General features: G+C 72.8%; 15 protein-coding genes and 1 pseudogene. 13 read left to right on the top strand and 3 right to left on the bottom strand.

All coding sequences use genetic code 11. The annotated features are described in order from the left end of the window. Position 1 precedes the first annotated feature (1 nt). Positions 2 to 937, bottom strand: a complete 936-nt coding sequence (locus tag ACYVF7_RS34555; RefSeq protein ID WP_460348979.1) for an SDR family oxidoreductase — start codon at positions 935 to 937, stop codon at positions 2 to 4. A 240-nt stretch (positions 938 to 1,177) separates the two neighbouring features. On the opposite strand from ACYVF7_RS34555, the gene aroB reads away from it, so the two are divergent. Genes aroB through ACYVF7_RS34540 form a run of 3 tightly spaced genes read left to right on the top strand, consistent with a single transcriptional unit; the run spans position 1,178 to position 5,482 of the window. After that, positions 1,178 to 2,350 carry a 3-dehydroquinate synthase gene (gene aroB / locus ACYVF7_RS34550; protein WP_460348977.1) on the top strand — a complete coding sequence of 391 codons (1,173 nt, stop codon included), beginning with the start codon at positions 1,178 to 1,180 and terminating at the stop codon, positions 2,348 to 2,350. Beyond that, positions 2,347 to 4,338: a TIM barrel protein gene (locus ACYVF7_RS34545; RefSeq protein ID WP_460348975.1), complete on the top strand. Its 1,992-nt coding sequence runs from the start codon at positions 2,347 to 2,349 to the stop codon at positions 4,336 to 4,338. The genes aroB and ACYVF7_RS34545 overlap by 4 nt, the downstream gene beginning before the upstream one ends. 34 nt (positions 4,339 to 4,372) lie before the next feature. Beyond that, positions 4,373 to 5,482: a sugar phosphate nucleotidyltransferase gene (locus ACYVF7_RS34540; protein ID WP_460348973.1), complete on the top strand. Its 1,110-nt coding sequence runs from the start codon at positions 4,373 to 4,375 to the stop codon at positions 5,480 to 5,482. Positions 5,483 to 5,563: 81 nt separating this feature from the next. Here the strand turns inward: ACYVF7_RS34540 and ACYVF7_RS34535 are convergent, their stop codons facing one another. After that, complete coding sequence (locus tag ACYVF7_RS34535; protein WP_460348971.1) at positions 5,564 to 7,657, bottom strand: PQQ-dependent sugar dehydrogenase; 2,094 nt, start codon at positions 7,655 to 7,657, stop codon at positions 5,564 to 5,566. Positions 7,658 to 7,831: 174 nt separating this feature from the next. Next, entirely contained in the window at positions 7,832 to 8,665 is an 834-nt protein-coding gene (locus tag ACYVF7_RS34530) for an IclR family transcriptional regulator (RefSeq protein WP_460348969.1), read from the bottom strand. A 118-nt stretch (positions 8,666 to 8,783) separates the two neighbouring features. On the opposite strand from ACYVF7_RS34530, the gene ACYVF7_RS34525 reads away from it, so the two are divergent. The 10 genes and pseudogenes from ACYVF7_RS34525 (at position 8,784) to ACYVF7_RS34480 (ending at position 18,816) form a co-directional block, all read left to right on the top strand. After that, the gene (locus ACYVF7_RS34525; protein ID WP_460348967.1) at positions 8,784 to 9,431 is read left to right on the top strand and encodes an ABC transporter permease; all 648 of its coding nucleotides are present in this window, start codon (positions 8,784 to 8,786) and stop codon (positions 9,429 to 9,431) included. After that, positions 9,424 to 10,413, top strand: coding sequence for an ABC transporter ATP-binding protein (locus ACYVF7_RS34520; RefSeq protein WP_460348964.1), 990 nt, complete (start codon positions 9,424 to 9,426; stop codon positions 10,411 to 10,413). Before ACYVF7_RS34525 ends, ACYVF7_RS34520 begins: the two co-directional genes overlap by 8 nt. Further along, positions 10,403 to 11,179: an ABC transporter permease gene (locus tag ACYVF7_RS34515; RefSeq protein WP_460348962.1), complete on the top strand. Its 777-nt coding sequence runs from the start codon at positions 10,403 to 10,405 to the stop codon at positions 11,177 to 11,179. Before ACYVF7_RS34520 ends, ACYVF7_RS34515 begins: the two co-directional genes overlap by 11 nt. Before the next feature lie 36 nt (positions 11,180 to 11,215). Continuing rightward, the gene (locus ACYVF7_RS34510; protein ID WP_460348960.1) at positions 11,216 to 12,178 is read left to right on the top strand and encodes a glycine betaine ABC transporter substrate-binding protein; all 963 of its coding nucleotides are present in this window, start codon (positions 11,216 to 11,218) and stop codon (positions 12,176 to 12,178) included. Continuing rightward, on the top strand, positions 12,175 to 12,708 hold the full coding sequence (gene fae, locus ACYVF7_RS34505) for a formaldehyde-activating enzyme (RefSeq protein ID WP_460348958.1): 534 nt from the start codon (positions 12,175 to 12,177) through the stop codon (positions 12,706 to 12,708). The genes ACYVF7_RS34510 and fae overlap by 4 nt, the downstream gene beginning before the upstream one ends. Continuing rightward, a complete protein-coding gene (locus tag ACYVF7_RS34500; RefSeq protein WP_460348956.1) occupies positions 12,705 to 13,814 on the top strand; it encodes a mandelate racemase/muconate lactonizing enzyme family protein in 1,110 nt (369 codons plus the stop codon). The genes fae and ACYVF7_RS34500 overlap by 4 nt, the downstream gene beginning before the upstream one ends. Before the next feature lies 1 nt (position 13,815). After that, a pseudogene (locus ACYVF7_RS34495) lies at positions 13,816 to 15,311 on the top strand (aldehyde dehydrogenase). After that, positions 15,308 to 16,216, top strand: coding sequence for an NAD(P)-dependent oxidoreductase (locus ACYVF7_RS34490; RefSeq protein ID WP_460348954.1), 909 nt, complete (start codon positions 15,308 to 15,310; stop codon positions 16,214 to 16,216). The pseudogene ACYVF7_RS34495 and the gene ACYVF7_RS34490 overlap by 4 nt, the downstream one beginning before the upstream one ends. Before the next feature lie 2 nt (positions 16,217 to 16,218). Continuing rightward, complete coding sequence (locus ACYVF7_RS34485; protein WP_460348952.1) at positions 16,219 to 17,370, top strand: iron-containing alcohol dehydrogenase; 1,152 nt, start codon at positions 16,219 to 16,221, stop codon at positions 17,368 to 17,370. A 6-nt stretch (positions 17,371 to 17,376) separates the two neighbouring features. Further along, positions 17,377 to 18,816, top strand: coding sequence for an NAD-dependent succinate-semialdehyde dehydrogenase (locus ACYVF7_RS34480; protein WP_460348950.1), 1,440 nt, complete (start codon positions 17,377 to 17,379; stop codon positions 18,814 to 18,816). Positions 18,817 to 18,969: the final 153 nt, after the last annotated feature.

The following is an 18,969-nucleotide window of genomic DNA, read 5'->3' as shown; positions in this document are numbered from 1 at the left end:
CTCACTCCTCCACGGATCGGGGTGCGGGGACGGTGAAGGGTGCTTCGGGGGCGAGCGCACGCCCGGCCAGACGGCGGGTGCCCTCGTCGACGTCCACCGGCCACAGGCCGGCCAGCTCCGGCAGGTCGGCCGCGTACTCGCTGTGCAGGCAGGCGTTGGCCGGGCGGCAGGCGTAGGCCGTACCGGCCTTGCGGACCGGACGGATCAGGCTCTCGTCCAGCCCGAGGCCCCGGGCGATCCGGCCCGCCCACGCGTACCGCGAGAGGCGGTCGGGCCCGGCCAGGTGCAGCACACCCGTCCGCCGGGTCCGCACGAGCTCGGCCGACCAGGCGGCGACGTCGTCGACGAGCACGGGGGTGTTCCAGTGGTCGGCCGGGGCCTCCACCGGAAGTCCCGCCCGGAGCCTGCGGACGCAGGTGGTGAAGTAGTTGGGCCGGTGGCCGTCGGGATCCCAGCCGTAGACGAGGCTGACGCGCAGCACCAGGGCGGAGCCGGTGTCCAGCAGGGTCCGTTCGGCGGCCAGCTTGGCGCGGCCGTACGCGTTGGCGGGCGCGACCTCGTCGGACTCGTGGTGACTGTGCCGGGTGCCGGCGAAGACGTTGTCCGTCGAGATCAGCAGGACGGGACGTCTCCCGAGGACCGCCGCGAGGTTGGCCGCGCCGGTGCCGTGCGCGGCCATCGCCTCCTCGGGATGCCGCTCGCACCAGGTGATGTCGGAGGGGCCGTGCACGACGACGACGGCGTCCGGCGCGATGACGCGGAGGGCGTCCCGGCAGGCCCAGGGGTCGCGTACGTCCAGCTCCCGCCATTCCATGCCCGTCGAGGACCGCGCCGTCGGCGGTCGTCTGGAGCACAGGACCGCCCTGCCGCCGAGCGCGCGGATCCGGGCGCCGATGCGCCCGCCGAGATACCCGCTGCCGACCACCATCGTCAGCATGGGCGAACCTCGCGCCGGGCAGGGCCGTCGACCCGCGCGGCGGCCGGCCCGCTGCGAGCGGAGCATGCCACGTCCGCCGGAGATCCCACCCGCTCGGCGTCCCGGCCGACGCCCTCAGATCTACGCATCGACCCACATCATTGGCAAATCTCTCATTTGACAAACATGGTGACTTCTGGGGTTACAGAGTTTTTCTGGGGGTAAACCCGACTCATTTGGTTGATCTCGGTAAGGAGGAAGATGGCCGAAAGCGGCTACGTCGTTCGCGATCGCTTCCCGTTGTCCACGACTCCGTCGGCCATCGAGCTGAAAATCAACCGTGAGGACACCTACCGCATCCACGTCGTGCGGGATTCGTCGGCGGCCACCGAGGCGCTCCTCGCCGAACTCGACGGCCGCCGCGCCGCAGTGATCACCGAGCGGACCGTCGCCTCGCTTCCCGCGTACCGGATCACCGGCGCCCTCGGCGAGCGCGGGCGCCTGCTCGGCAGCATCGCCATCCCGGCGGGGGAACGCAGCAAGAGCCTCGACACCGCCTACCTGCTCATCGACTGGCTGGCCCAGCTCGGCCTGGCGCGGCGCGATGTCGTGGTGGCGCTCGGCGGCGGAATGATCATGGACACGGTCGGCTGGGTGGCCAGCGCGTACATGCGCGGCGTGCCCTACATCAACGTCCCCACCACCCTCCTCGCCCAGGTCGACGCGGGGCTCGGCGGAAAGGTCGCGGTCGACCACAACGCCGCCAAGAACCTGGTCGGCGCGTTCTACCAGCCACGCGCCGTCATCTCGTGCCTGGAGTTCCTCGAGACGCTCGACCCGCGGCAGGCGCGCGCGGGTCTCGCCGAGGTCGTGAAGAAGGCGGTCATCGCCTCCCCCGAACTGTTCCAGTTCATCGAGCGGAACGCCGACGAACTGGTGCGATGCAGTCCCGGGCCATCCGAGACGCTGGTCCGCGCGGCCAGCACCATCAAGAGCGAACTCGTCGGGCGCGACCCCTACGAGGTCGACCTGCGCCGCCCGCTGAACTTCGGGCACACCGTCGGGCACGCCGTGGAGACGACCACCGGGTACGGCCCGGTGCTGCACGGTGAGGCGGTGGCCTTCGGCATGACCATCGCCGTCGACATCTCCCGGGCCCGCGGCCTCCTCGCCCCGGCCCTCGCCGACCGGATCACTCGCCTGCTGACCGGCCTCGGCCTGCCCGTCCGCCTGGAACAGCTGCGGTCCGTGCCGCCCGTCGAGGACGTGCTGGCCGCACTGGACAAGATCCGTGAGATCCGGGACGGCAGCCTGCGTTTCGTGCTCCCGGTCGAGCTGGGCACCACGCTCATCGTCGATGACGTCACCGAGGACGAGGTGCGGGCCGCCCTCCTGCGCAACGTCGCGGAGGACGTCCCGGCGGGCCGCCGATGACGGCGCTGTGGGCGGTCGACGCCGGCGGCAGCACCACCTCGGTGATCATCCCGTCACCCGGCCCCGGCGTCGTCCGGACGTACGGGCCGGTCAATCCCGCGTCCGTCGGCGCCGATGCCGCCGACCGGGCCCTGCGCGCCCTGTTCGGCGACGTCGCCGCCGCGCTGGACGGCCGGCCGGGAACCGGGTGGATCGCCACCGCGACCGTGGACCTCGCCGACCCGGGCGGGGAACCGGACCGGCTGCGCGCGCTCGCCCGCGAGGCGGGTGTGCGCGGACGGCTGCTGCTGTCCAACGACGCCCTGCCCTGGCTCGTCGCCCCGCCGCTCGGCGGCCGGGGTGTCGCGCTGGTGTGCGGCACCGGGTCGGGGTTCATCGCCGCCGGTGACGGTGCCGGCCTGGCGCGGGTGGGCGGCTGCGAGTACCTGGGCAGCGACGAGGGCAGCGCCTTCGACCTCGGGCTGGCCGGGCTCCGCGTCGCCGTCCGCGCCGAGGACGGCCGGGGCCCGGCGACCGCGATCGCCGCCCGGCTGGCCGACCGGCACGGGGCGGCCCCGGCCGAACTGGCCCGTCGGCTCGCCGCCGAGGCGTTCCCCAAGGCCGCGGTGGCCGCCCTCGCACCGGCCGTGTGCGACGCCTGGCTGGACGGCGACGGTCCCGCGGCCGCGCTGGTGTCCGCCGCGCTCGACGAACTCGTCCTGGGCGTGCGCGCCGCCCGCGACCGGGCCGGCCTCACCGGCCACTGGTCCGTCGCCGCCGGCGGCGGCGTGCTGCGCGGCTGCCCCCCGCTGCTGACCGAACTCACCCGGAGGCTGCGCTCCGAGCTGTCGGCGGCCGAGGTCGTCCCGGTCACCGAACCGGTGGCGTCCGTGCACGCCGCGCTCCGGAACCACGTCCGGGACGGCCGGGTCCGCCCGCCGGACGGGCCGGCCGCCGACGCCACCTGGCTCGTCGACCTGGACCCGAAGCCGCGCCGCGCCCGGCCGAACCCCGTACCGCCGCCCCCGGAGGCCGGCGACCCGCGGGTGCGCATCGGACTGTGCCTGGCGGCCTGGGGCGGTTCCGGGCTCGTCGCGGCGCTCGAGCAGGTCGCGCTGGTCGAGGCGGACGCCGTGGACCTGCCCACCGACACCACCTCGGGCCTGCTGGATCTGACGCGCTGGTCCCGGGACGAGGCCTGTCGCGCGGAACTGCGCGCCGCGCTGGCGGGCGTGCGCGTCGGCTGCGTGAGCAACAGCCGGGACACCCAGCTGCTGCTCGGCCCGCACGGCCCGCACACCGATCCGGTACTCGAAGGCTCCGAGCAGGCCAAGCGCGAGCACGCCCTGCGGCACGCCCTCGACACGGTCCGGCTCGCCGCCGACCTGGGCGCGCCCCACGCCCGGCTGATGTTCGGCGTGCCGGACGTCGCCCGCTGGCTCTCCTGGTGGCACAGCACCGTGAGCTGGGCCGACAACGTCACCGCCTGGTGCGAGGCGGCGCGGCCGGTCCTGAGGCTGGCCGCCGAGTACGGCGTGACACTGCTGGTCGAACCGCATCCCAAGCAGGTCGCCTACGACCGGGCCAGCGCCCGGCAACTACTCGACGCGGCGGCGCGGACGGAGCCGCGCGCCGCGGTCCGGCTCTGCGTCGACCCGGCCAACCTCGCCGCCACGGGACACGACCCGGTGGACGCGGTCCGCGGCTGGGGCGCCGACCTCGGCGCCGCTCACGCGAAGGACCTGCAGGTCTGGAAGGGCGCCGAGGGGCCACGCGGAGCGGGCTGGTCCCGGTACGGCCCCGGGCCGCCGATCCGGTTCCGTGCCCTCGGCGCGGGCGGGCTGCCCTGGCCGGCGATCGTGTCGGCGCTGCTCGACGAGGACTTCCACGGCGTGCTGTACGTCGAGCACGAGGACGCCCTGCTGCCCCGGGAGCAGAGCGTGGGCGTCTCGGCACGGCTCCTGCGCGAGCTGCTGCCGCGGACCCGCCCACAGGGGCGCACATGGTGACGGACCGGCCGTCTCCCTTCCGGAGGAGGACCCGATGACCCTGCAGGACGTGCGCGCGGCGCTGCTCGCCGGTGGTCTCGGCGAGCGGATGGGCCGGCTGACCGACGCCATGTGCAAGCCGCTCGTCCCGTACGCCGCGTCCTGCCGTCTGGTCGACTTCAGCGTCGCGAACGCGGCCCGCTCCGGAGTGCCCGAGGTGGTGCTGCTGTCCCTGCACCGGGAGCGGGACCTGATCGACCATCTCACGTCGCACTGGGACGGCAGGGGAGTCCGGGTGAACTTCGGCCCCCACGACGAGCTCGTACGCTCAGGCGGTCTCGAGGCCGGCGCGCCGCTGCCGCCCCGGCCCGCCGAGTCCGGCACCGCCGACGCCCTCCTGAACAATGCCGAGTACCTGTTCGCGCCCGGCGCGAGAGACGTGCTGGTGCAGCACGCCGATCACGTCTACGTCTTCGACTACGGGCCGATGGTGGCGGCGCACCGCGCGGCCGGCGCCGACGCGACCATCGGGGTGCAGCGCATCGAACGGCGCTTCGTGCACCTGTTCGGCATGGTGGAGGTCGACTCGGACCTGCGCGTGCGCCGCCTGGTCGAGAAGCCCGCCGAGCCGACGTCGGACCTGATCTTCACCGCGTTCTGCCTGTTCCGGGCGGACGTGCTGGAGGAGGTGCTCACCTCGCTTGCCGCGCTCGGCGAGAACGGCTGGCGGCACGACATCAGCCGCGACGTCCTCCCCGCGATGATCCGGGAGGGACGTCGTGTCCTGGCCCATCCGATCTCCGGATACTGGGCCGACATCGGCACCGTGGAGCGCTACCACCTGGAGCAGATGCGGTTGCTCGACCGTCCGTTCCCGCTGCCGCCGGAGACTCTCCCGCGCACGCTGGCCGACGCGCCCGCTCGCTTCGACCCCCACCTGCGTAGCCTCGTCGGGGCGGGCGCCGACGTGCCGCCCGGCGCGGTCGTACGGTCCAGCCTGCTGTACCCCGGGTGTGTCCTGGAGCCGGGGGCGGAGGTGGACCGGTCGGTGGTCCTCCCCGGCGCACGGGTGCGGGCCGGGGCGCGCCTGAGCGGCGCGGTGGCGGCGGTCGGCGAGGACGTCACGGGCACGCGCACCGGCCTGGCGGACCTGGAACCGGCCTGACCGACCGCCGGCCGCAGCCTGGTGGAGCAGGCGGAGCCGCGGCGACCGGCGAGGCGCTTCCCGCCGGCCGCCGCGCTGCCGTCAGGACACCGAGACGTGGAAGATCTGGTTGTCGCTGTTGTGCGCGGTGCTGTCCTTGTCACCGCCGTTGGAGGTGGCCAGCCAGATGCCGCCGTCCGGCGCCGGCTCGACGGTGCGCAGCCGCCCGTGGGCGCCGTTGAGGTACTCCTTGACGTCGGTCAGGGAGTTCCCGCTGATCTGCTCGCGGTAGAGGCGCGTGCCGCGCTCGCACGCGACGTACAGGAAGCCGCGGACGATCGTGATGCCGCTGCAGGAGCCGTCGGCCACCGGATACGTATGTTTGGGCGCGATGAACCCGGACGTTCCGCAGGTGCCGGACGTGCCCTCGCAGGACGGCCAGCCGTAGTTCCCGCCCTTCGTGATGAGGTTCGTCTCGTCCATCACGCTGTTGCCGAACTCCTGCTCCCACAGGCGCCCCTGCGCGTCGAACGCCAGGCCCTGCACGTTGCGGTGGCCGTAGCTCCACACGGCGTTGTGGAACGGGTTGTCCGCCGGGATCGAGCCGTCCGGGTCGATCCGCAGCACCTTGCCGTTGAGGCTGCTGGTGTTCTGGGCGTTGTCGCCGTTCTGCGCGTCGCCGGTGCCGGCGAACAGGTACTTGCCGTCGGGGCTGAAGCGCAGCCGCCCGCCGTCGTGGAACTTGTTGCGCTGGATGCCGGAGACCAGGACCTGCTCGGTGCCGGTCTGCAGCGTGTCGGCGGACGGGTCGTACTTGATCCGCACGATCCGGTTGTCCGACGGCGAGGTGTGCATGATGTAGAGCCAGTGGTCGGAGGAGAAGCTCACCGGGTTGATCTCCAGCCCGGTCAGGCCGCCCTCGCCGTCGGTGCTCTGCACGTTCGGGACCGTGCCGATCGTCTTCTTCGCCCCGGTGCTGGGGTTCAGGTGGACGATGGAGTGCGCGTCGCGCTCGTTGAACAGGATCGTGCCGTCGGGCAGGGTGACCAGACCCCAGACGACGTCGTCGTCCGTGCCGACCTGGGTCACCGCGCAGACGCCCTGAGCGGGGGTGCACTGCGAGCTCCCGGAGGTGGTGACGTCGAGGACCGGTGTGCTGCCGTCACTCTCGTTCCCGTTGCCGTCGTACGCCGTCACCTGCAGGTGGTAGGCGGTGTTCGGCGTCAGGCCGTCCAGGGTCGCGCGCGGGGTGTCCGCGTCCGACGCGCCGATCCGCGTGCGGGTACCTCCGGTCACGTCGTAGACGCGGTAGCCGGCGACGCCCACGTCGTCGGTCGAGGCGGTCCAGGCCAGCCCGATGCTCGTGCCGGTCACGGCGGTGGTGTGCACATCCGCCGGCACGGTCGGAGGCGTGTGGTCGCCGGACGGAGGCGTCGTCACCGGCAGCGTGCCGCTCGGCTGGGAGACGTTGCCGGCCGCGTCGCGGGCGTTCACGTAGAAGCCGTACGCCGAGTTGGGGTTCAGGCCGCCGCAGGTGCCGGTCAGCGTCGAACCGTCGACGCTCGTGCACAGCTGGCCGTCGTGGTAGACGTCGTAGCCGGTCACGCCGGTGTCGTCGGTGGACGCGGTCCACCGGATGGTCGCGCTGTTCGGCGTGTCGCCGACGAGGGTGGGGGTGCCCGGTGGGGTCGGCGGCGTCGTGTCACCGCCGATGGCGCCGTAGACGCCGTACTCCTGCAGCGAGTACCCGTGGGAGGAGTCGCCGCGGCACCGCTTCGTGCCGTAGACCCGTACGTACCGCCCGCTGCCGTCGAGCGACGTCAGGTCCTCGACGCCGCCCTTGCCGCTGGTCGTCGAGTAGATCCGCGTCCAGGTCGTGTCGTCGTTCGACGTGTCGATCTCGTACGCGGTGGCGCACGAGGCGTCCCACTGCAGGCGCACCCGGCTGATGTGGGCGACCGCGCCGAGGTCGACGTAGATCCACTGGGGATCCTTGCCCGCGGCGCTGGCCCACCGCGTCGACGCGTCGCCGTCCACGGCGTTCTCGGCTGCGCAGCAGCCGCCGGACGAGGACGCCGTCACGGGTCGGTTCAGCGACAGCAGCTGATCGGCTGCGGCCGCGTGTGCGGTCGCCGTGGTCGCGCACATCGCCGTCACGAGCACGGACAGGGTTGTTCCAAGCCTCCGCCGTTTCATCCAGTCCTCCTATGGCTGGGCGGGGGCGTGCCGCTTCAGCGACACGGGCAGGGCGCGTGTCACCCAGGGGTTGGAACGGCTCGCTTGTCCTGATCCGCGTGCCGGCCGCGGGGCCGGCACGCGGGAAAACCTTTGCAGGCCTTCGAGTGCATTATCCGGGAGACATCCGATGAGTCAACGAATCTCCGGCTCTGTGTTCGCGGCCGGGTGGCCCAGTTCGGCGGACAGTTCGCGGGCGATCGCCAGCGTGCGCAGGCCGGCCTCGCCGAGGTGGGGTCCCAGGCGGGCCTTGGGCGCGGAGACGTTGATGGCCGCCACGATCATGCCCCGGAAGTCGCGGACCGGCGCGGAGACGCCGACGAGTCCCACCTCGAACTCCTCGTCGACGGCCGCGTAGCCGCGCCGACGGATCGCGGTGACCTCGCGCACCAGGTCGTCGGCGGTCCGGATGTGAGGGGCCGGCGTGGCGGAGGCCTCGCCGAGCCAGGCGTCCGCCCATGAGCGCAGTGCGTCGGGCGCCCAGTCGGAGACGAGCACGCGGCCCGCCGAGGTCATCGGGGCCGGGACGCTGACACCCTCCCACCCCAGGCCGCGGAACGCGTGGGACGGCGACACCGACAGGAGGGTGAGCACGGCGGAGCCGCGGAGCACGCACAGGTGGGTGGTCTCGTTCAGCCGGGCGACCAGGCGTCGGAGGTACGGGGCGGCGAGGTGGGTGAGGCGCGCCTCGGTGGTACGCGCCGCGAACGCGTACAGCCGCCAGCCGAGCCGGTATTCGAGCGAGTCGGCGTCCCGTTCGGCCATGCCTTCGGCCTCCAGGGCCTTCAGTGCGCGGGAGATCTGACTCTTCTCGCGCCCGAGGATCTCGGCGATCCGGCTGACGCCGAGCCCGTTCGCGGCGTGCTCGGGACGTGCGAGAACATCGAGTATCTCCAGGTCACGCCGGAGTCCCGCCGACGAGGGCGTGCCGGAACTGCGAGGGGAGCCCGGAGGGGTCGGGTCGGCCAAGAGGTGCTCCTAGATCGTTGTTGCGACCATCGCAACGAGTATTGCACCTAGAAGAACACCGCTTTACGGTTCACTCACACCAGGCCGAATGAGACCGGCCGAATCACCGGAGTGCCTCATGACCTTCAGCGAGTACGTGTCCACGCGGTGGGACCAGCTCAGTCAGGCGGCGGGCCAGCACGCCCTGGTCGTCGCCCTGTCGATCGTGATCGCGACCGTCATCGGCGTCGGCGCCGGCGTCTGCACCTACCGCAGGCCCCGGCTCGCGGCGCTGGCGATCGGCGCCACCGGCGGTTTCCTGACGATCCCGTCGTTCGCGCTGCTCGGCCTGCTGATCCCGTTCCTGGGCCTGGGCTGGGGGCCGACGCTCGTCGCGCTGGTGCTGTACTCGCTCCTGCCGATCGTCCGGAACACCGTCGTCGGGTTGCGGTCGGTCGACGCTGCGGTGGTCGAGGCCGGGCGCGGCATGGGGATGAGCGCCGCGCGGGTGCTGCTGCGAGTGCAGCTCCCGCTCGCCTGGCCCGTCATCCTCACCGGGATCCGGGTGTCCACCCAGATGATCATCGGGATCGCGGCGATCGCGGCCTACGTCGCCGGGCCCGGTCTCGGCAACCAGATCTTCGACGGGCTGGCCCGGCTGGGGTCGGTGAACTCCCTGAACGCCGCCCTCGCCGGAACCCTCGGCGTGGTCGCCCTGGCCCTTGCCTTCGATCTCTTCTACCTCGTCGTACGCCTGCTCACCACCCCGAGGGGGCTCCGTGCTTGACAACACCAGTGGTGGCGCCCATATCGAACTGGACGGCCTCACCAAGCGTTACCCCGGCCAGGACACGCCTGCCGTCGACAACGTGACGATGGTCGTCCCGGACGGTGAGCTCGTGGCCTTCGTCGGGCCGTCCGGCTGCGGCAAGACGACCACGATGAAAATGATCAACAGGCTGATCGAGCCGACGTCCGGGTCCGTCCGCATCGGCGGGCAGGACGTCCTGCGCATGCCGCCGGACCAGCTGCGCCGCCGCATCGGCTACGTGATCCAGCAGATCGGGCTGTTCCCGCACCTGACCATCGCCGAGAACGTGGCCCTCGTGCCCAAGCTGCTGGGCTGGCCGAAGGCCAGGACGAACGCGCGGGTCGAGGAACTGCTGGACCTGGTCGGCCTGGACCCGGCGCGGTACGCCCGCCGCCGGCCGCGTCAGCTGTCGGGCGGCCAGCAGCAGCGCGTCGGCGTGGCCCGCGCCCTCGCCGCCGACCCGCCGGTCATGCTCATGGACGAGCCGTTCGGCGCGACGGACCCGATCACCCGGGAACGCCTGCAGAACGAGTTCCTCCGGCTGCAACGGGAGCTGCGCAAGACGATCATCTTCGTGACGCACGACTTCGAGGAGGCGCTGAAGCTCGGCGACCGGATCGCGGTGTTCCGGGAGCACTCCCGGATCGCGCAGTACGACACGCCGGCCCGGATCCTCGCCGCCCCGGCCGACGACTACGTCGCGAGCTTCATCGGCGGGGACGCCACACTCAAGCGGCTCGCGTTGATCACCGCGGGCGAGCTCGTCGCCGAAGCGCGCACGGCCGCCGCGGACGGACCCGCGGTCGCCGCCGGGGCGACGCTGCGCGAGGTCCTGGACGTCATGGTCGCGCACGGCGCCCAGCAGGTGACCTGCGACGGCCGGGCGCTGACCTACGCGCAGATCTGCGCGGCCGTGCGCAGGCCGGCCGGGAGCGAGGCGGTGTCCGGTGCTCACTGAACCGGCCGCCGCGACCGCCGTCCCCGCTGCGCGGGAGCGGCCCCGGCGGGTCGCGCCGCGTCACCTCCTCGCCCCCGCGGCGCTGGCCGCCGTGCTCGCCGCGCTCTACCTGTGGGTGTCGGGGCAGCGGCTGGACTCGATCGAGCGGCGCACGCTGAACTCGGACTACATCACCGCCCGGGTCGTGGAGCATCTGCGGCTCACCGGGCTGGCCGTGCTGCTGGTCGTCGTCATCGCGATCCCGCTGGGCGTCCTGCTGTCCCGGCCCGCTGCGCGCTGGCTGAGCCCCGTCGTCCTCGGCGTGGCCAACCTGGGGCAGGCCACCCCCGCGATCGGACTGCTGGTCCTGCTCACGATCAAGTTCGGGGTCGGCTTCCGCATCGCGCTGATCGGGCTGGTCGCCTACGCCGTCCTGCCGGTCCTGCGCAACACCATGGTGGGCGTCCAGCAGGTCGACCGGGCGCTCGTGGAGGCGGCACGGGGGATGGGCATGACCCGGATCCAGGTGCTGTCGCGGGTGGAGCTGAAGCTGGCGATCCCGGTGATCCTGGCCGGCCTGCGCACGTCGCTCGTGATGGCGGTCGGCGTGGCCACGCTGGCGACGTTCGTCAACGCCGGCGGGCTCGGCGACATCATCGTCAACGGCATCAAGCTGAACCGCACACCGGTGCTGCTCACCGGCAGCGTGCTCACCGCCTGCATCGCCCTGTTCATCGACTGGCTCGGCGGCCTCGCCGAGGACGCGCTACGCCCCAAGGGCGTCTGAACCGAACCCCCCGTTTCCTCATTCCGGAGTACCGCCATGTCCACTTTCTCCCGCCGGGCCCTCCTACCCTGCACGGCGATCGTCGTGGCCGCCGCCGCGCTCACGGCCTGCGGCTCGTCCAGTCAGACCGTCGCGCAGGGCAGTCTCGGCCAAGAGCTCAAGGGCACGACCCTGACGGTCGGGTCCAAGGACTTCTCCGAGTCGATCATCCTCGGCGAGATCACCATCGACCTGCTGAAGGCCCACGGCGCGTCCGTGACCGACAAGACCAACATCAAGGGCTCCACGAACACCCGTACGGCCCTGCTGTCGAAGAACATCGACGTGTACTGGGACTACACCGGCACCGGGTGGGTGACCTACCTCAAGCACACCAAGCCCGTCCCCGGCCCGCGGCAGCAGTACGACGCCGTCGCGAAAGAGGACCTGGCGAAGAACAAGATCGTCTGGGGTGCCCCGGCGCCGCTGAACAACACGTACGCCTTCGCGATCCGCAAGGACAAGGCGGCCGCGCTCGGCGTCACCAAACTGTCCGACCTGGCGAACCTCGCCCGGACGAAGCCGAACGAGGCGACCTTCTGCATCGAGAGCGAGTTCTCCACCCGCGACGACGGCTGGCCGGGAATGACCAGGGCGTACGGGATGACCATCCCGAAGTCGAACGTCAAGATGCTCGACACCGGCGTGATCTACACCGAGACGAAGAAGGGGACGACCTGTAACTTCGGTGAGGTCTTCGCCACGGACGGGCGCGTCGCCTCCATGGGCCTGACCGTCCTGCAGGACGACCGGCGCTTCTTCCCGGTCTACAACGCCGCGCCGACCCTCCGCCAGGACACCGACGCGAAGTACCCGCAGATCCGCAAGTACCTCGACCCGGTCGCGGCCAAGCTCACCGACGAGACCATGCGGCAGCTCAACGCCAAGGTCGACGCGCAGGGCTTCGAGCCGAAGACCGTCGCGCACGACTGGCTCAAGGAACAGGGGTTCGTGAAGTGACCGTCCCGGCAGCGACCTCCGCCGACCCGCGGATCGGCGAGAGCTTCATCGGCGAGGGCGCCGAGGCCGCCCACATCAACACCGTGCTCGGCCACCGGGCCGGACCGGCCGGAGTCGCCTGGGCCACCGCCCTGGCCACCCCTCGTACGGGCCACGTGCCGTTCGTCGCCGTGCTGCGGCCGGGGCTGCCGGCCAAGCCGATGACCCTGTTCGTCAACAAGGCCGCCGTCGAGACGCCGGAGCACGCCGACCTGACCTGGGGAGCCGCCCAGGCCGGGGTCGCGGCCGGGGTCATGGACGCGGTCGCCGACGGGACCGTCCCCGAGGACGCGGTCGACGACCTGGTCCTCATCGCCGCGGTCTGGGTCAACCCGGCCGCCGCCGACGCGGACCTCGTCTACGCCAACAACCGCGAGGCCACCCGGTCGGCGCTGCGCGCGGGCGCGGCCGGCACGCCGTCCGTCGCCGACGCGCTCGACGCCCGGCACGCGCCGGCCAACCCGTTCTACACACCCCCGGGGGACGCGTGAAGATCACCGCCATTCGCCTGGACCGGATGCGGCTGCCGCTGGATCCGCCGTTCAACGCGGCGTGGGACCCGGTCCCGCGCAGATCCTTCGACGCCACGCTGGTCACCGTCGAGACCGACGAGGGCGTCGTCGGGTACGGCTCGGGCGACACGATGGACGGGTTCGAAGCCCATGAGCACCTGTTCCTCGGCCGCGACCCGCTCGCCATCGTGAACCACGTCAAGACCCTCGAGACGATCAACTTCCACTCGGGGCGGTACTGGCCGCTGGAGGCGGCACTCTGGGACATCATCGGCAAGGTCGCCGGCCTGCCGGTGGCGGGCCTGTTCGGCGGCGCGACCGGCCGGCTGGCCGCGTACGCCTCCTTCGGCGAGCTCAAGCCGCCGCCCGAACGCGCCGAGGCGGCCCTGGCCGCCAAGGAGGCGGGCTTCCGGGCCATGAAGATCCGGGTCGCCCGGGACCGGCTCGCCGAGGGCGTCGCCACCGTCCGCGCGACCCGGGAGGCGGTCGGCGACGACATCGCCCTGATGGTCGACCTGAACCAGTCCTGGCGGATGTCCGGCGACATCGAACCCGCCCTCGACCTCGCGTCGGTGCGCCGCGTGGCCACGGAGCTGGCCGAGCTCGACGTGCTGTGGCTGGAGGAGCCGCTGCCGCAGTACGACATCGACGGCGTGCGGACCGTCCGGGCCCAGACCGGGATCCGCGTCGCCGGCGGCGAGATGGTGCGGACCATGGCCGAACTGCTCCACCTGCTGGAGGCGGACGCCCTCGACGTGTACCAGCCGGACGTCGTCCTGTCGGTCGGCATGCTGCGCGCCCGGACCCTCGCCGAGCTGGCCTTCGCCAAGCACCGCTGGTTCACTCCGCATACGTGGAGCAACGGCCTCGGCGTCCTGGCGAACCTGCACGTCGCCGCCGGCGTGGGCGGCGGCCCGTACGTGGAGTTCCCCTACGACCCGCCCGGCTGGACGCCGCAGCGCCGGGACTTCTTCCTCACCGAGCCGGTCGGCGTCGACGCCGACGGCCACATCCACGTGCCCGACGCCCCCGGCCTGGGGGCCGAGATCGACCCGGCAGCGATACGCCGCTGGAAGGGGGAATGACGTGACCACCTACGAAGAGTGGCGCGACCGCGCCGCCCGGATCGCCCCGCGCCGCGAGCTGTTCATCGACGGCCGGTTCACGCCCACCGCGGACGGCGGGACGTTCGCGACCGTCGGCCCGCGCGACGGCCGGGAGCTCGCCCAGGTCGCGGCGGCGACCGAGACGGATGTGGACCGCGCCGTACGGGCCGCCCGTACCGCGTTCGAGGACGGCCGCTGGGCCGCGCGAGCCCGCGCCACCGCAAGGAGGTGCTGCTGCGCCTGAGCGCGCTGATCCGGGAGAACCTCGAGGAACTGGCGCTCCTGGAGACCCTGGACGTCGGCAAGCCGATCGGCGAGTCCCTGCGGGTGGACGTCCCGAGCGCGGCCTCCTGCCTCCAGTGGTACGCCGAGGCGATCGACAAAGCCTACGACGAGATCGCCCCGACGGGCCCGGACGCGCTCGCGCTCATCACCCGGGAGCCGCTGGGCGTCGTCGGCGCGGTCGTCCCCTGGAACTACCCGCTGATCATCACCTCATGGAAGATCGCCCCGGCGCTGGCGATGGGCAACTCGGTGGTGCTCAAGCCCGCCGAGCAGTCCTCCCTCAGCGCCCTCCGGCTGGCCGAGCTGGCCAGTGAGGCCGGCCTGCCCGACGGCGTCCTCAACGTCGTCCCCGGCCTCGGGCCCGTCGCCGGGGCGGCCCTCGGCCTCCACCCGGACGTCGACAAGATCGCCTTCACCGGGTCCACCGAGACCGGACGAAGGTTCCTCGAGTACGCCGCGCGGTCGAACGGCAAGCAGGTGTCGCTCGAGCTCGGCGGCAAGTCCCCGCAGGTCGTGCTCGCCGACGCCGAGGACCTCAGCGCCGCGGCGTCGGCGGTCGCCTGGGGGATCTTCTACAACGCCGGGCAGACCTGCAACGCCGGCTCCCGGCTCCTCGCCGACGCGCGCGTCATGGACGACCTGCTCGCCGAGGTCGTCAAGGTCGCCGAGGGCATCCGGCCGGGGGATCCGCTCGACCCCGTCACACGGATGGGCGCCATCGTCGACCAGGCGCAGCTCGACCGCGTCCTCGGCTACGTCGCGCTCGGCCGGGAGGAGGGCGGCCAGGTGATCACGGGCGGCGACCGGGTCCGCGCCGGCTCCGGCGGCTACTTTGTCGCCCCCACCGTGCTGCGCGACGTTCGCAACGACGCGCGCGTGGCCCAGGAGGAGATCTTCGGCCCGGTCCTGACCGCGACCACCTTCACCTCCGAGGAGGAGGCCGTGCGGCTGGCCAACGCCACCCGGTACGGGCTGGCCGCGAGCGTCTGGACCAGGCGCCTGGGCACGGCGCACCGGGTCGCCCGCGCCCTGCGGGCCGGCACCGTCTGGGTCAACACCTTCGACGCCAGCGACGTCATCACGCCGTTCGGCGGATTCAAGGACTCCGGCAGCGGACGGGACAAGTCCCTGCACGCGCTGGACGCCTACTCCGCCCTCAAGACCACCTGGATCCACCTGGGGGACTCGTGAAACTGGGATTCATCGGCCTGGGGCACATGGGCGGGCCCATGTGCCGCAACCTCCTCGCGGCCGGATACGACGTGGCCGTGTACGACGTGCGCCGCGACGCCGCCGCCGAGCACGAGCGGCTCGGCGCGACCTGCGCCGCCGGCCCCGCCGAGGCCGGCGCCGGCCGCGACGCCGTCATCACCATGCTGCCGACGCCCCGGCACGTCGAGGCGGTGCTCCTCGGACCGGGCGGCCTGCTGGACGCCCTGGCCCCCGGCGCGGTGTGGATCGACATGTCCACCTCCGTCCCCGAGGTCGCCGACCGGGTCCGGGTCCTGGCGGACGGCCGTGGCGTGCACGTCCTCGACGCGCCGGTGTCGGGCATGGCCACCGGAGCGCGCGCCGGCACTCTGCAGATCTTCGTCGGCGGCGACCCGGAGGTCGTTGAGGGGGTGCGGCCGGTCCTCGAGGTCCTCGGCGACCCGGAGCGGGTCATGCGCGTCGGCGGCCACGGTGCCGGCTACACGGTCAAGCTGATGATCAACCTGCTGTGGTTCGCGCATCTCGTCGCCACCACCGAGGTGCTGTCCATCGGGACCGGCGCCGGCGTCGACCTCGGCGTGCTGCGCGACGCCCTGCTCGCCAGCCCCGCCGCCAGCAACTTCCTCGACCGGGACGTCCTGTCGGTGCTGCGCGACGGCGACTACGACGAGTCCTTCGCGCTCGCGCTGGCCTGCAAGGACCTCGGCCTGGCGGTCGACCTGGCCCGCGAGGTCAAGGTGCCCGCCGAGCTGTCCGCCCTCGTCGAACAGGTCTACCGGCGCGCCCGGCGCGCCTACGGCGACCTCGCCGGCGAGATGGCGCCCGTCAAGCTCTGGGAGGACCTGACGGGTGCTCCGCTCCGGCTCACCCCCCAGGGAGCGTGATCATGCCTTCGCTGACCGAGACCGGTCTCACCCTCACCCCGATGCCGGCCGCGCACCTCGGCGCCGGCGCGGTGCGCATGCTCGGCGAGCTCACCGGATCCCGCCGCGTGCTGGTCGTGACCGACCCCGGCATCGCGGCCACCCCCGTGCTCGACGCCGTGCGCGGCGCCCTCGCCGGCACCGAGGTGACCGTCTTCGCGGGCGTGCACGCCAACCCGACCACCGACGACGTCGGCGCCGGCGCCGACGTCGCCCAAGAGGCGGAGGCCGAGTCGATCGTGGCGCTCGGCGGCGGCTCCGCCATGGACGCGGCCAAGGGCATCGCCCTCGCCGCCGTCAATCCGCAACGCGGCCGGGACCTCGACTACAGCAGCGAGTTCGCCGCGCCCGCGCTGCCGATCGTCGCCGTCCCGACCACCGCCGGCACCGGCGCCGAGACCAACGCGTTCGGCGTCATCACCGACGTCGAGACCCATCGGAAGTTCTACGTCGGGCACGCCACCGCGCTCCCACATGCGGCCGTCCTCGACCCGGAGCTCACCGTCGGCCTGCCGCCCGGGCCCACCGCCGCGACCGGCATGGACGCGCTCACCCACGCCCTCGAGTCGTTCAGCTCCGTACGGGCCAACCCCTGGTCGGACGGCATCGCCCTGCAGGTGATCCGGATGGTCGCCGCCCATCTTCCCGCCGCCTACGGCGACGGCGCCGACCTGGAGGCCCGCGCCCAGATGCTGCTAGCCGCGCACATGGCCGGCATCGGCATGGCCGCGACCGGGCTCGGCATCTGCCACGGCATCGCCCACCCGCTCGGCGGGCGGTTCGACATCGTGCACGGCGTGGCGCTGACCATGCTGCTGCCGCACGTCCTGCGGTTCAACCTGCCCGTACGGCTGGAGCGGACCGCGCAGGCGGCGTTCGCGCTCGGCGTCGGGGACACCACGCGGTCGGCCGAGTGGAACGCCGGCGCGGCCATCGACGCCGTCCGCGCGCTCGGCGCCCGGGTCGGGCTCACCGGCCGGCTCGGCGACCACGGCGTACGGGACGAGGACTTCGACCTGCTGGCCAAGGACGCGCTCGACGACGAGGTCATGGCCAACACGCCCCGATTCCCGACCTCCGAGGAGATCCACGGCCTCCTCGCCGCCGCGAGCTGAGGCGTGATGAGCATCGACGTTGAGGTGCCGCGCGACCTGTTCATCGGCGGCGCGTGGACTCCCGCGGACGCCGCGTTCGAGGTGACCGATCCCGCGACCGGCGAGGTCATCGCCTCGGTGGCCGACGCCACCGAACGGGACGCGGCCCGGGCCCTGGACGCGGCCGCCGGCGCCCAGAAGGCCTGGGCGGCGACCGCGCCGCGGACCCGCGCCGACATCCTGCGGCGCGCGTTCGAGCTGATGAACCGGCGTGCCGAGCCCCTGGCCCGGCTGGCCACCGCGGAGACCGGCCGCCCGCTCGACGAGTCGCGGGCCGAGGTCGCCTACGCCGCCGACTTCCTGCGCTGGTTCGCCGAGGAGGCCGTCCGGATCGGCGGCGACTTCCGGACCGCGCCGTCCGGAGATCACCGCATCCTCACGACGCGGCAGCCGGTAGGGCCGTGCTATCTCGTCACGCCGTGGAACTTCCCGCTGGCCATGGTCACCCGCAAGGTGGGGCCCGCCCTCGCGGCGGGCTGCACGATGGTCGTCAAGCCCGCCGAGCAGACGCCGCTGTGCGCCCTCGCGCTGGCCGCGCTGCTCGCCGAGGCCGGTGTGCCGGACGGCGTGGTCAACGTCGTGCCGACGCTGTCGCCGGCGGAGGTGACGACGGCGCTCCTGGGCGACGGCCGCCTGCGCAAGCTGTCCTTCACCGGCTCGACCGAGGTCGGCCGGCACCTGCTCGCTCAGAGCGCCGACGGCGTCCTGCGGACGTCCATGGAGCTGGGCGGCAACGCGCCGTTCCTCGTCTTCGCCGACGCGGACGTCGGCGAAGCGGTGAACGGCGCGGTCCTCGCCAAGATGCGCAATGCCGGACAGTCGTGTGTGGCCGCCAACCGCTTCCTCGTGCACGAGGCGGTCGCCGACGCCTTCACCCAGGGGCTGGCCGACCGGCTGGCGGCGCTGCGCCCCGGCCCGGGCACCGACCCGGACTCGCAGGTCGGGCCGCTCATCGACACGGCCGCCCGGGACCGGATCGAAGGGCTGGTCGCCGACGCCGAACGACGCGGCGCCAAGGTGATGGTCGGCGGCCGGCCGCTGCCCGGTCCCGGTCACTTCTACCCGCCCACCGTCCTGACCGGCGTTCCGGAGGACGCGCCACTCGTCACCCGGGAGATCTTCGGGCCGGTCGCCCCGATCACCGCCTGTCCCGACGAGCAGAGCATGGTCACGGCGGCCAACGCCACGTCCGCCGGACTCGTCGCCTTCGCCTACACCCGTGATCTCGACCGCGCGCTGCGCGTCGGCGAGGCCCTCGAGGCGGGCATGGTCGGCCTCAACCGCGGTCTGGTCTCGAACGCCGCCGCGCCCTTCGGCGGAATCAAGCAGTCCGGTCTCGGGCGTGAGGGCGGATTCGAGGGCATCGAGGAGTACCTGGAGGTGAAGTACCTGGCGGTCCAGGGATAGTCCGGACGCGGCGGCCGGCGGAAGCCGGCCCGGACCCCCGATCCTGCGTGACCGGGCCGGCTTCCGCTGTGAGCGGCCGGGCCGGGCACGCCCTTGACGCGGGTCGCCCGGCGGAGTACGAACTTACAGGAAAGCTTACTAAAAGCTTTCTCG

The organism is Actinoallomurus acanthiterrae (genome assembly GCF_054775715.1).
This window is presented reverse-complemented; position numbering and strand designations above follow the sequence as displayed.

Coding starts and splice junctions, on each gene's coding strand:
- ACYVF7_RS34555 (WP_460348979.1), bottom strand. CDS start 937: ATGCTGACGATGGTGGTCGGCAGCGGGTATCTCGGCGGGCGCATCGGC.
- aroB (WP_460348977.1), top strand. CDS start 1,178: ATGGCCGAAAGCGGCTACGTCGTTCGCGATCGCTTCCCGTTGTCCACG.
- ACYVF7_RS34545 (WP_460348975.1), top strand. CDS start 2,347: ATGACGGCGCTGTGGGCGGTCGACGCCGGCGGCAGCACCACCTCGGTG.
- ACYVF7_RS34540 (WP_460348973.1), top strand. CDS start 4,373: ATGACCCTGCAGGACGTGCGCGCGGCGCTGCTCGCCGGTGGTCTCGGC.
- ACYVF7_RS34535 (WP_460348971.1), bottom strand. CDS start 7,657: ATGAAACGGCGGAGGCTTGGAACAACCCTGTCCGTGCTCGTGACGGCG.
- ACYVF7_RS34525 (WP_460348967.1), top strand. CDS start 8,784: ATGACCTTCAGCGAGTACGTGTCCACGCGGTGGGACCAGCTCAGTCAG.
- ACYVF7_RS34510 (WP_460348960.1), top strand. CDS start 11,216: ATGTCCACTTTCTCCCGCCGGGCCCTCCTACCCTGCACGGCGATCGTC.
- ACYVF7_RS34485 (WP_460348952.1), top strand. CDS start 16,219: ATGCCTTCGCTGACCGAGACCGGTCTCACCCTCACCCCGATGCCGGCC.
- ACYVF7_RS34480 (WP_460348950.1), top strand. CDS start 17,377: ATGAGCATCGACGTTGAGGTGCCGCGCGACCTGTTCATCGGCGGCGCG.